General features: G+C 48.9%; 10 protein-coding genes and 1 riboswitch. All 10 genes read right to left on the reverse strand.

All coding sequences use genetic code 11. The features are described 5' to 3' along the window. Window positions 1-6: 6 nt before the first annotated feature. The 10 genes from AUC31_RS11700 to AUC31_RS11745 all read right to left on the reverse strand — a co-directional run bounded on the left by AUC31_RS11700 (window position 7) and on the right by AUC31_RS11745 (window position 12,287). On the reverse strand, window positions 7-561 hold the full coding sequence (locus AUC31_RS11700) for a TetR/AcrR family transcriptional regulator (RefSeq protein ID WP_058383020.1): 555 nt from the start codon (window positions 559-561) through the stop codon (window positions 7-9). Window positions 562-970: 409 nt separating this feature from the next. Further along, entirely contained in the window at window positions 971-1,459 is a 489-nt protein-coding gene (thiW, locus tag AUC31_RS11705; protein WP_058383019.1) for an energy coupling factor transporter S component ThiW, read from the reverse strand. Next, on the reverse strand, window positions 1,456-2,103 hold the full coding sequence (gene thiE / locus AUC31_RS11710; RefSeq protein WP_335339093.1) for a thiamine phosphate synthase: 648 nt from the start codon (window positions 2,101-2,103) through the stop codon (window positions 1,456-1,458). Before thiE ends, thiW begins: the two co-directional genes overlap by 4 nt. Next, a complete protein-coding gene (gene thiD / locus AUC31_RS11715) occupies window positions 2,048-2,926 on the reverse strand; it encodes a bifunctional hydroxymethylpyrimidine kinase/phosphomethylpyrimidine kinase (RefSeq protein ID WP_058383017.1) in 879 nt (292 codons plus the stop codon). The genes thiE and thiD overlap by 56 nt, the downstream gene beginning before the upstream one ends. Continuing rightward, window positions 2,916-3,677 carry a hydroxyethylthiazole kinase gene (gene thiM, locus AUC31_RS11720; protein ID WP_058383016.1) on the reverse strand — a complete coding sequence of 254 codons (762 nt, stop codon included), beginning with the start codon at window positions 3,675-3,677 and terminating at the stop codon, window positions 2,916-2,918. Before thiM ends, thiD begins: the two co-directional genes overlap by 11 nt. Beyond that, entirely contained in the window at window positions 3,670-4,359 is a 690-nt protein-coding gene (gene tenA, locus AUC31_RS11725) for a thiaminase II (RefSeq protein ID WP_058383015.1), read from the reverse strand. Before tenA ends, thiM begins: the two co-directional genes overlap by 8 nt. An 89-nt stretch (window positions 4,360-4,448) precedes the next feature. Then, a riboswitch (TPP riboswitch) is annotated at window positions 4,449-4,550 on the reverse strand. Window positions 4,551-5,477: 927 nt separating this feature from the next. Next, entirely contained in the window at window positions 5,478-6,062 is a 585-nt protein-coding gene (locus AUC31_RS11730) for a hypothetical protein (protein WP_058383014.1), read from the reverse strand. Window positions 6,063-6,253: 191 nt separating this feature from the next. Continuing rightward, window positions 6,254-7,336, reverse strand: coding sequence for an AI-2E family transporter (locus AUC31_RS11735; protein WP_058383013.1), 1,083 nt, complete (start codon window positions 7,334-7,336; stop codon window positions 6,254-6,256). Window positions 7,337-7,503: 167 nt separating this feature from the next. After that, the gene (locus AUC31_RS11740; RefSeq protein WP_058383012.1) at window positions 7,504-8,616 is read right to left on the reverse strand and encodes a S1C family serine protease; all 1,113 of its coding nucleotides are present in this window, start codon (window positions 8,614-8,616) and stop codon (window positions 7,504-7,506) included. A 170-nt stretch (window positions 8,617-8,786) separates the two neighbouring features. Next, window positions 8,787-12,287 carry a DUF6359 domain-containing protein gene (locus AUC31_RS11745; RefSeq protein WP_058383011.1) on the reverse strand — a complete coding sequence of 1,167 codons (3,501 nt, stop codon included), beginning with the start codon at window positions 12,285-12,287 and terminating at the stop codon, window positions 8,787-8,789. Between the last annotated feature and the right edge of the window lie 99 nt (window positions 12,288-12,386).

Raw genomic sequence — 12,386 nt, forward strand, 5'->3', positions numbered from 1 at the left:
TTTTTTCTATTCGTTTTTGACGAACCCGTCCAATAATAATTCACTCATCGTTTCAACAGCTTCCTTGATGGAAATGCTTTGTTCCGAGAAGAACTGCTGATCCAAGGAAATATTGACGACGTTCAAAATCATTTTCATTAACAGATCGATGTTTTGTTGTTTGATCAGGCCAGTTTCCATGCCTTCTTCAAGCAATTGCTTCAAGTCATCCCACTGGTTCATTTCCCGATCGACACGCTGCCATTGCTCTGGGTAATAACGCTTCAACTGCTCCAATACGCGCAAATCGAAAAAGTCATTATGGTTCGGAATCATGACAATCAATCGGTGGATCTTTTCCTGCAAGTCGAGGGTTTCGTCTTCTCGGATGATGCGGGCCCGCTGTTCGTACTCTGAAAAGGCCTGGTCGATGATCGTTTCCAGAATTTCCAGCTTGGATGAGAAGTTCTCATACAAGGTGCGCTTGCTGATGCCCAGCCGTTTAGCCAAATCATCCATCGTAAATTTGATGCCGTTGTTTCTCGTTTCTTCGATAAACGCCTGTATAATCCGATTTTTCACAGCTGAACCCCCTTCGTTAAAACTAATAATACTATAATAGTTTTCTTAGTTCAAGTAGAAGGATTTGATGACGTAAATAAGGATCGGCTTTATGAGCCAATCCTTATCAGAGTGTTGAAGAAATTTATTAATCAGTTATAAATTAAAAGGGGAACATCTTTTCGACATTAAAGAATCAATGACCTATCTGAGTATTTGGAGAAGCGTTCGCTCGTAAACCCTTCTGCTCAATAATGCTGCGCATTACTTTCGCAAAGATAAGGTCTCCCGTAGGTCGACCTTATCTTTCCTGTGGATCAGCGAGACGACCGAGACCCCGCAAGGCGCAAAGCGACTGAGGAGGCTTGGGCGCGAGCCCACGGAAAGCGAGCGATAAGCTTCGGAAAATGCGGTTTTCTAACTCTTTCTTTTACGCCAATAATTTACTGCTTTTCGTTTTCTCCAAACGGTACACTAACACCACGCCAAGCACCGCACCGCTGATGCTCGATACGAGAAATGGCGGCATGAAGAACAAGGCGCCGACTTCGGTTCCCATCAGGACACGTGCGTATGGCACCGCGACTAGTGAGGCGATGATGCCGGTTCCGAGGATTTCACCGACTGCCGCAAAACCGATCCGTCCGCTGTAGCGATAAAAGACACCAGCAAGCAAGGCACCGATCATGCCTCCGGGAAAAGCGAGCAGCGAGCCGGTCCCCGTTAAAACGCGAACCGCACCGGTCAATAAGGCGATGACGACTGCAGGCCCTGGCCCGAAGACGACAGCTGCGATGACATTGATGGCATGCTGTACCGGATAGGCGCGGGCGATGCCGGCTGGGAACCAGACGAACGCGGATCCGGCGACGGCGAGTGCGACGAACATCGCCATGAGTACGAGTTTTTTTGTATTCATCCGACACGCCTCCCCGGAATCGATTGTTTAAACCGTTCGATTTGTCCCGCGACATCTTGTGCCCCTGCAATAGAGGAAATAACGGCGATGCCCGAAACGCCTGCCCGCCAGACCATTTCGGCGTTGCCCGGTTCGATGCCTCCGATGCCAATGACCGGTACGTGCGGATATTGGGTTTTCACTTTAATGATTTCAGCAACACCCGCCGGCGGTTTCGCATCGCTTTTTGTGCGTGTGCCAAATACCGGTCCCATGCCGAGATACGTGGCGCCGCACGTCAGCGCTTCATTCGCTTCTTTGACTGAATGTACCGAAACGCCAAGAGCCATCGACGCGCCGATTTGTTTTCTCACTTGTCCGCAGTCCATATCGTCCTGGCCGATATGGATGCCGTCCGCTTCGATCGTGCAAGCCAGTTCGACATCGTCATTGATGAAGATCGGAACACCGTATTCACGGCATAGGCCCTTGCACTCTGCGGCGAACTCTGCAAGCGCATCGCCCGTCAATGCCCCGCGCCCTTTTTCGCGCAGCTGAAAATGGGTGATGCCGCCTTGAAGCGCTTCTTCGAGCAACGCGAGCGGCTCTTTAGTACCGGCGTTTGTCGTACCCATTAGAAAATAAATCGCTGGATTCCCGAACAAGATGAACCACTTCCTTTTCGATAGATTCTTTGTACGCCGCATGGTGTGTCGGACCGTGGCCATGCCCGATGTGAAGCGGATACGCGAGTGCTGCCTGGATGAATTCCTTGGCGGTGAACAAGGCTTCTTCGACTGAATTGCCTTTGCCGAGTTCAGCTGTCAATGCCGCTGAAAACGTACAGCCCGTACCATGGGTCTGTTGCGTTTGGAGACGCTCCGAACGCAGCAAGATCACCGTGCCTTGCTGATCTAGATAAAAGTCTTCCGCAACGTCAGGGTCAGTGCTATGGCCGCCTTTGATGACTACCGCTTCGGCACCGAGCGATAAAATCGCTTCCGCCGCATTTCTGCGTGAGGCATCGTCTGTGATTTCTATGCCACTCAATACTTCCGCTTCCGGGATGTTCGGCGTGATGATGGCAGCGAGCGGGACGAGCAAGGTTTTAATTGCTTCGACCGCTTCTTGCTGCAACAAGGAAGCGCCCCCTTTTGCGATCATGACAGGGTCGATGACGAGCCTGTCCCAGCCGTAGCGTTTGATGCCTTGCGCCGTTTCTTCGATGATGCCGGCGTCAAACAGCATGCCGGTCTTGAGCGCACGGATATCGAAGTCGGTTCCGATCGCATCGAGTTGTTGTTTGACCGCTTGCCGGTCCATCGGGTAAATACCGTGAACGCCCTGCGTGTTTTGGGCGGTCACCGCCGTTATCGCCGAACAGCCAAAAGTGCCAAGTTCCTGGAACGTTTTCAAATCCGCCTGTATCCCCGCTCCGCCGCCTGAATCAGATCCGGCGATCGTCAATACTTGCGCTTTAGCGTCCATAAAGTGCTGCCTCCTGTCGTTTGGATAGTTCGTCCAAAAAGGCCATCTGGAAAGTTCCCGGATTCAAGGCGATTTTCGAGGCACGGCTTCCTGCATTCGCATACATCTGCAAACCATAAGCAAGCGCATCTATCGGGGTAGATTCTTCGTCCGTCAAAAAGGCGGCAAGCACCGCACTGAGCAAACAACCCATCCCCGTGACCGACGCCATCAACGGGTCTCCGCCTGTGATGTGCTCGGTCCGGTCACCATCTGTCACTAAATCGCTTGTGCCTGTTACCGCGACAATTGTTTGGTATTCATCCACCACTTGTTTAGCGATAGCTTCCAAATCGCCTTGTCCTTCTCCGGCATCGACACCGCGCGCTTGCCAGTCCGCTCCTGCAATGGCCGCGAGTTCACCTGCATTGCAGCGGAGTAGCGTGATATCGAGTTCCGTCAGCAATCGCTTCACGGCCTGCAAGCGATAAGCTGTGGCCCCGGCACCGACCGGATCCAACACAATCGGTATACCTTTTTTCATTGCGGCGCGTCCCGCAATGAGCATGCTTTCAAAAGAGCGCTCCGTGATCGTGCCAATATTGAGCGATAAGGCATCGGCGTGTCCTGTGAGTTCCGCGACTTCCTGTTGTTCATCGCCCATGACCGGCGAGACGCCGAGCGCGAGCAAGCCATTTGCCTGAAAGTTCGAGACGACGTGATTGGTGATGCAATGAATCAAGGGTTTTCGTGCGCGCAATTCTCTAAGCATGGCGGACACTCTCCTTTTTCGCGGGCAGCTCCCAAGTTTCCATCGTCCACGCTTGCTGCCAGAACTGCCATTCATAATAACTGCTTCTCATAAAGCGCTTTTTCAATTCCTTGCGCCGCTCTTCTGGCAAGCCATCCGCTAAGCAGTCCATTCGTTCGATTTGTTCATTCACCAGTTCCCCGAACCATTCGGAACCGTATGTGCCGATCCATTTTTGGAAAATCGGTTCTTCCGGTGTTGCCGTCTTCAAACGTTCGCCAATTTCGTAATAAAGCCAATAACACGGAAGCAAGGCCGCGAGTACATCTGCCAAGTCGCCTTCTGCGGAGCGGTACATATGCGAAACATAAGCATAGGCGTGGGGAGACGGTTCAAATAGCTTCCAATCTTCCTCACTTACTCCAAGCAATTCCATAAACGATTCATGGAGCGCGAGTTCCGCGGCACAGGTCTGTTCTGCGTGATGCGCAAATGATTGCGTCGTTTTCAAATCTTTCGCTTTCACTGCCCCCAGTGACTGCACTTTTGCGAAATGGGTCAGGTAATAAGCGTCTTGCATGACGTAGAATTTGAAGACATCGAGCGGCAAATCGCCTTTCGCGATGCCTTTTACAAACGGGTGTTCAAAACTGGCGTCCCATAAATCTGCGCATTCCAACCGGACTTCTTTACAAAATGTCATGTGGCTCTCTCCTTTTTTGGGCAAAATAAAACACCGCTTCCCAGGTAAGGAAGCGGCGATAAAGGTCAGCTGAAGAAATTGGAGAAAGGCTCACAATTCGCCCACTTCCCTACGCTGGTATAATCCAGATCAGGTTCAAAGGGTCCGGACTCTTGTCCGTCTCAGCCAACATGGCTCCCCTAGTGGAATAGCGATATTTTTTTATTGTCGGCAATAGAATACCATAGCTGGCTTGCGAATTCAAAACTTTTTGAATTTGGAATAGCAAGAGTCTAATTGTTTAATTAGAATTAGCTTGCCCGGTTCGTCTGCCAGCTATCCGCAGCCCGCTTGGGGTTGGCCTCCCGCAATAAGCCAAGAAGATCACTTGTCTTATTGCTTCGGCTCACCCTTAAGCGCGTGGCTGCTTTTAGATTTGGTTGAATTGGATTGAGAACATGGGACTGGGTTCGTATATGTCATCCACTTTGGTTCATTCGCATAGCGCGGCTAGCTAGTCGTAGGAAAATAGCTAGAGTTTTGGTGTTTAGTTTTGATGGTATTCACTGCAGTTTCTGCTGGTTCTTCGCAGCCACGCTTGGGGTTGAGCTTTCACAATGAGCCAATTAATTGGCGAAAGGCAGTTGAGCCGCTTCATTTGCGACGCATCTGCTTTTGCAGATGTGGGAGCAAAGTTATACGTTGATTTCCCAATCTAGTGGAGTATGCGAAGTTTATCATTTTCCGGCTTCGCTTCACCCTTAAGCGCGTGGCTGCTTTTAGATTTCGCTGGATTGGCAAGAGAACAAGTGAATAAGTTTATAAATGTCATTCGCTTTAATTCATTTACTTAGCTGGGCTAGCTAATGGAATCAAGATAGCTGTAATTTTGATGTTTACTTGGAATAGTACTTATCAATTCTGGTTCTAGTTATCCGCAGCACGCTTGGGGTTGGCCTCCCGCAATAAGCCAAGAAGGTCACTTGTCTTATTGCTTCGGCTCACCCTTAAGCGCGTGGCTGCTTTTAGAGTTCATTGAAATTTAAAATGTGTAAGCAAGTGGCTGTGCAATTTTCATCTACTTTGGTTCGATTGCTTAATTGGAATGGCGAGGTCTAGCTTGTGTATAGGCAAAGGCTTCAGTCAGAGTCAAGATTTGTCCGGTTCAAGACTTCCTTAAAGTATTGCTGCATTTCCCCTTCACCTTGGAATGCCGCCGGCAATAAACGGCTAACTTCATGGCACAGTTCCCTGTATGCGTGATTGCTTTTTCTATTAGGCTTGCTGTCGATGTGCATTAGCTGGATGATTTTATCTTCAGGTTTTAGGCTGCGGGCTTTTCCGATCATTCTTTCTCCGATCCTGTATATATCCGAACCGTATTCTCCGCAAATTTCAAGAGCGGACAAATCGAAGTAGTCCGGAAATAAAGAAATCATGTAGCCATAACTCGATAGAAAGTCTGGCTCTTCAGGGAACGTTATTTGACCGAAATGAGCCAGTTCCGAAAATAACTTTCCGCATTCATCGATTCCAATTGCGTCCAACCCATTATCACCAAGTACATCTGCTTCTACGGTTACATACCAGCAAAGAAAGCCTAATCGGTTGGCCACTTTCAAATCTTCGGGATTCTTTTCCCATTCAATGACCATCAACGTCAACGCTTCTATGTACTTCTCCTGTGCTTCCAGCGCATCGATTACATCCCAGCGATAATCCATCAGTTTTCCTCTTTTCATTTAAAACGGCGTCATTGCAGGCCTTTTTTGAGTTTGAATCTCTTTTAAACATCCGCGTTGCCATTTAGATCTTTTTTCAATGAAAAGCAACTTGGCCTTTTGCCAAGCTGCTTTTTTAAATAGCAGACCCAGTCTTTCTTGCCAAAATCAAGCGGTTAATTCCCACATTCTTCCTATCTCATCGCCGGGTAACGCAGGCGGATGAGACGGTAAAGGTTTTGGACGACGGCTTTTCCTACAGCGTAAGTTGGGATGACCAAGATCATGCCGATAAGTCCAGCTAGGTTGCCTCCGATATACAACAGGAAAATGATGGTTACCGGATGCACCGATAGTTTCTTGCCCATGATATTGGGCGAGATGAGATTACTTTCGACTTGCTGGATGATAATAATGGCGATCAGCACCCATAAGCCGAGAATCGGTTCCTGGAAAAAAGCTACGACAATGGCCGGAACGGCTCCAATAATCGGGCCGACAAACGGGATGACGTTTGTGAATGTCGCGACCAATGCCAAGATGATGGCATAATCTACGCCGAGTATCAGGTACGTGATATAGCTCAGCCCCCCGACGAATAAACTGACCGTCGCCTGTCCTTGAATATAGGCACTGAGGTTTTCGTCCATATCATGAAGGATTTTGGCGCCTTCTGCCCGCGAATCCTGCGGCAACAACTTAAGGAAGCTGGCCGGCAATTTGTCGCCGTCTTTCAATAAAAAGAATAGGACAAACGGCACGACGACCAGTGAAGTCAAGGCGCTGACGAGCACACCGGTAAAACTCAGGATATTCGAACCGATGCCTGTCAGTGCGTTCCGGAAATTCGCGGCTATAGCGTCCGGATTCAAGCCAGGCAGAAAATCCTGTTCTTGAATATAGCTCCACCATTGACTCGACAAGGCCCTGTTCGATTGATTTTGAACTTCTCTCACGATCGACGGAAAGTTTTCGATCAAGGATTGGATCTGCCTGAAAATCAGCGGGCCAATCCATAAGGAAAAGCCGACGAGCAGCGCCAGGAACACAACGAAAATCACCAGAATGGCCACGACACGGGGCATCTTCTTAGATAATAGCTTGACGATTGGCCTAAAGATATAAAACAGAATCCCGCCGATGATGATAATCGGCATCAAGGTAGAAAACGCAACGCGGACCGGGTAAAACACAAAAGGCACACGCACTGCCAAGTTGATGATGGCAAAGATCAATAGCGTGCTGAGCAAGAAACGAAACCATTTGGTCTTGGGCATGTTCATTCCCCTTTCGTCTGTCTGAGCCATAGTTTTGTGCTGGCAGCTGCTTCACTTACCGTAGATCTGAGGGTTGAAATTGTTTGCGGTTCCATCTATTGATTTCCATTTAAAGCGCAACGCTGCAATTTCTCGATTTCAAAAAAGAGCCTTCAACAGAAGGCCCTTTATCGTTCTTCCACATATTCAATCTGATAATCCCCGTACTCATCAATCACGACGGTGTAGAGTCGCCGGTGGTCGATTGTTCCGGTCTCGCCGTTTGCTTCGTGGTAATTGAATACAGCGCCGGCTTCGACGTATGCGCGGTCGCCTTCAATTTCCACAGAACTGACTTCCGGCACGACTGAATCGAATACGCGGCCCTCTTCGGAATACTCCTGGATGACACTGTCAACCGCTTCAACCGCCTGGCTTCCCGGCACTAAATAGGAAGAGTAATAATTCAGCTCCTCGTCATTCATCGAATACGGCAGCAAGTCGTAATAGGCTTCGATGAAACTCGATAATAGCGCTTCTTCAAAATACGCATCCTTCACGGACGGTTCCACCAATTGCGAATCGGGCAGCGGATCTGGGTTATTCGCCCAGCCATCCAACATTTCCTTTTTTAAATAAAGCGGGATTGCATAGCCGATTTCGGGATTGTCTTCAAGCATGACCGAATTGATGCCGAGCACGCGGCCGGTGCTTGCGTCTAGAAGCGGCCCACCGCTTGAGCCCTGCTTGATCAAGGCATTCATTTCATAGAGGTCCGTATAGACGAAGACTTCCGAGAAATCGACGCCAGTGTCGGTGATTTCCCCTTCGGTCGCAGTATTTGCTGCATTTTCAGGGCTGCCGATGGCGATAACCGGCGTGCCGATATCGACCGGTTCCATTTCCTGCTCAAGCGGCTCTTTTCCTGCGAGGTCTTCAACACGGACAAGCGCCAAATCCTCATCGAGCGACATGCCGATCACTTTGCCGGCGAATTCCTGCCCGTCGCTATTGACGAGTGAAATAAACGTGGCATCTCGTACGACATGGGCGTTCGTCAAAATGTCGCCCTTGTTATTGAATAAAAATCCGGATCCTTGCTCGAAATCGGTATAGATTGTGTAGACGTGCGTCTTGGCATTCGCCATCATTACGGCTTTTTCCTGAGCGGCCGTATCGACCGGCGAATCCGTCTGCTCTGTTTCAGCTTCCGGCGGCGCCTCTGTCCCCGTACTTCCGCAAGCCGCAAGAATCATCGCCGACAGGAAAACCATCAGCCATTGCATCATCCGTTTTTCCATAGTCTCAACCCGCTTCCGTTAATGTGAGTTCATTATAGCAAGCCAGAATTGAAAAAGGAATGGCGAAGGGACATCGTTTTGATCGGCGCTTCAGCATGGCAAGTCGATCCATTTTTTGACGAATAGAAAAAGCTGAGGAATGAATTCTTCCCCAGCCTTTTTCTATTCATTTATCTTCTGTTTTTCACCAATTGCCCTTTGTTCGTAACGACTGTGTAATGGCCGAGTTCGTTGACTTCCAATGTGAAAGTCGAACCGTTTTTGCTGCCTTGGATGATTTTCCATTTACCTTTAGCGTCTTCACGTGCACCGAACTGGACTTTGATGCCTGGATCCGTTTCGAAACTCAATTCTACAGCTTCTGTGAATTTCAGGTTAAGTTGTTCGCCTTCTGCATCCAGCACGGCGATATCGAGCTGGCCTGTCATGGTAGGGCGGTTGTTGACTTGAGCATCATCTCCAGCTTCAAGTGCAAGCGTCATGCCATCTCCAGCTGATTGTGCCAATTGCTGCAAATTGGCTGGCGTGAATCTCAAACTGGCATCGTCCAGTTGGATTAGCAAAGCTTTGCCGCTTTCAAGCAATTCATCGATTGTGCCTTCCGTAAATGTGATATCAAGGGTACCGTCTTCATCAAATTCTCCAGCTTCAACTACTGCTGAAAAACCTGAGAAATCCGGATCCGCTTGCTGTTCACCAGGCACTTGCGGTTTGTCGAAAGTGATTTGTGCAAGTAATGGATCATGGTCCGATGCGCGTCCCTGTTCTTCCATGAACATCGAGTTGATGTGGACCATATCAAGTTCTGTATTGTCCGCCAAGTTGTTTGTCACCAACAAGTGATCGAGCACTTGCGAGTTGCCTTGGTAGTAATAAGAGAAACGGTCTTCTTCAGGAACATCGTTGACTTTGTTCGTCAAGATATCCCCTTCTAGTGCTTCAAGTGCTGGCGTGAATTCGAAATCGTTCATATCGCCAGTAACGACGACATTCAGTTCCGGATTGATTTCCAGGCCTTCTGCAATGAATCCGTTGATGGCTTTCGCCAATTCAATGCGTTCGATTTCAGACGTGAACTGCGGCGGCTGGTTCTGTCCGAACAAGCTTTGGTCCCCGCCTTTTGAGTTCAAGTGAGTGGCGATAACGACGATTTCTTCGCCTTGGAATTCAAATTGTGCTGCTAGTGGCTTGCGTGTGTTCGGCATTGCAATTGGCTGAACGCGTCCAGGGTTCAATTCAAGGTCGCCTTCCGGTGTCCACGAGTTGTCCTGTGTCGCTGTTCCTTTTTCACCTTCAGACAACTCAACGCGGTCCGGGTTGTACAAGAAGCCAACGCGGATGTTGCCGCCTGGCTGTCCGCCATCCTGGTTGTATTCCGGTGCGATGTCTGTCCAAGCGTATTCAGGTCCGCCTGCAGCTTGGATGTCTTCGATGAGGCGCTCATAAGAAGCGGTCGCATCGGAGTTTCCAGAAGCAATCGGCCCATCGCTGTCTTGGACTTCGATCATCGAGATAACATCTGGTGAATTCAAGTCATTCACAAACGATTCTGCGATGCGTCGTGCTTTCTCATCTGATGTGTGGGTCGGATCTGCTGAGAAGTTTTCAACATTATAAGCTGCAACTGTCAATTTATCGTCTGCGTTCTCGATCCATGTCTGTTCCGGCTGTACTCCGCCGTCTACGATTTCTGGCAATTCATCAGTTTCTGTCCAGATTTGGTAGTTGCCGAATCCGTAGCCAAGAACACCGACTGGCGCTTCAGCGAATGTGTCGCCCGCTTTCGCGATAACATCTTCACCTGTTGTGACGGTGATACGTTCCGGGTTGAAATCGTCTTCTTCAAGAAGAATTCCGTTTTGCTTGTGGAACTCGTTGTTTGTCGCATTTTTCGATACGACAAATACTTCGCCGTAATTTTGCGGTCCGACGATTTGTGCATCAGCTACGCTGACACGCATCAATTCCAGTGACTCCCAGAAATCAATACCGTCTTCTTCCGGCTGGAATTCCGTCAAGCCATCATTTTCAATATTTTGAGTCGGCGGGAAGACATCTTCACCGATCACGATCGGTTCAGGCAGTTCTGCAGTTGCTGTTTTCACAACGTCCGTTGAACGAATGCGTGTTACCGGTAGATCGTTGTCGCGCATATCGGAATAGCCTTTATAGAACCATTCTTCGACCGTACCTGCGACTGTTACGACATCCCCAACTGCAAAGTCGCTTGATGCGGATGAGCGGTTGACGATGATCGCTTCTGATGTTTTCCAGTCGCCGTCACCTTCTGTATCTTGGATGACGAAGTTTGCGCCGTTATAGAAATGCGTGATGACGCCTGTCACTTCATTGACAGCTACATCTTCATATTTTGAATAATGGCCTTGCCCTTGGATGTCGCGGATTTTCAAGTCCTCTGATTTCAGGACCGTGTAATCAAATGAAAATACTTCCGATGTTTCGCCTGTCACTGCAATCGCTTTGATCACTGTATCTTGCGTCAGGACGATCGGCGCAGTGTAAACTTCACTTTCTGCAGTCGGTGTTGAACCGTCTGTCGTGTAATGGATTGTTGCATTGTCCAAGCCGCTTGCGAGCGTGATTTCAGTTCCTTCCGAGACGACGCCCGGGAAGATGTCTGTGTACACAGCCGGCTTGTTGACGAGCTCGAAGCTGTCGAAGCCGAGCGTTTTCACTTGGTACATATCGTTATATTTCGAAGCGATGCCTGAAAGATAGATCAAGTCGCCTTCTTTGTATTCTTTTGTGAAATCTTCGAACGTCAAGCCATTGCGGTTGTCGTTGCGGACGACGACTTGCTCGCCATTTTCCGCCACTGCCGTGAACTCGAACGTTCCATATGTGTTAACGGCTTTCAAGTTAGTGATTTCGACGCGTTCGATCGAAATGCGTTCGCCTTGAGTCTCTTCATTGACGCCTGCCGGTGAAATCAACTGTGCTTCCGGCAATTCATTTCCAGAAGACACGACTTCTACTGTGTTCGGCTGCAATTGAAGCTCGCCGCTGTATTCAGACATAGTACCTTCCAAACGGACGATATCCCCTGCCGTTACAGTTGCGCTCGATGTGTAGACATAAATGCCCGCTGTTTCATCCTGTACGTAAAAAGCGTTGCCGCCCCAGAAGCCTGTTTCGGTCGTCACAGTTGCTTCGACGGAAATCAATCCTTCAGAGTCGCGTGCTTCCTGAACACTGTCTACAGGTGTCGCGGTCGGCGGTGCTTCGCCTTCAGACAGGATTGTGAATGCTGAAGCTGAACGTAAACCAGGAACTGTGAAATAAGCTCCAAGCGTTCCACTGATCGTTACTTCTGCTTTGAAATTAGTAGGGTTATCGACCAAGTTCAAACCAGCACGCACGGATCCTGATGGTAATTGAACCGGCAGGATTTTCGCCGGGTCAGTTTCATCCGGGGAATCCGCCAAACCAACATTGGTTGCTGCTGTGAAAGGTGCTTCCTGATCATAGCTGGTTCCACTATTTGCAGTTCCAACGATAAACCCTTTCACCGTTGCTGTTCCTGTATTGTTTTCAATGGCTTCTGCAACTGAAATGGTTTCTGCTGCTTCGGCTGTCGCCATATATGGCAAGGCAGCTGATAAAGCCAATAGGAGACTCAAAAAGATCTTGCTGAACGCGCTTTTTGTCACAAACCTTCACTCCTCTAATAATTTATTGTCATACTGATTTAGTATACTCGACAAATGTAAACGCTTTATTGAATATTTGTAAATTTCTTTTATTTTTGA

This window comes from Planococcus rifietoensis, assembly GCF_001465795.2.
GTDB lineage: Bacteria > Bacillota > Bacilli > Bacillales_A > Planococcaceae > Planococcus > Planococcus rifietoensis.

Excerpts from the sequence above, each read along its gene's own strand:
- thiW (WP_058383019.1), bottom strand. The coding sequence starts at position 1,459 with ATGAATACAAAAAAACTCGTACTCATGGCGATGTTCGTCGCACTCGCC.
- thiD (WP_058383017.1), bottom strand. The coding sequence starts at position 2,926 with ATGGACGCTAAAGCGCAAGTATTGACGATCGCCGGATCTGATTCAGGC.
- thiM (WP_058383016.1), bottom strand. The coding sequence starts at position 3,677 with ATGCTTAGAGAATTGCGCGCACGAAAACCCTTGATTCATTGCATCACC.
- tenA (WP_058383015.1), bottom strand. The coding sequence starts at position 4,359 with ATGACATTTTGTAAAGAAGTCCGGTTGGAATGCGCAGATTTATGGGAC.
- AUC31_RS11730 (WP_058383014.1), bottom strand. The coding sequence starts at position 6,062 with ATGGATTATCGCTGGGATGTAATCGATGCGCTGGAAGCACAGGAGAAG.
- AUC31_RS11735 (WP_058383013.1), bottom strand. The coding sequence starts at position 7,336 with ATGCCCAAGACCAAATGGTTTCGTTTCTTGCTCAGCACGCTATTGATC.
- AUC31_RS11740 (WP_058383012.1), bottom strand. The coding sequence starts at position 8,616 with ATGGAAAAACGGATGATGCAATGGCTGATGGTTTTCCTGTCGGCGATG.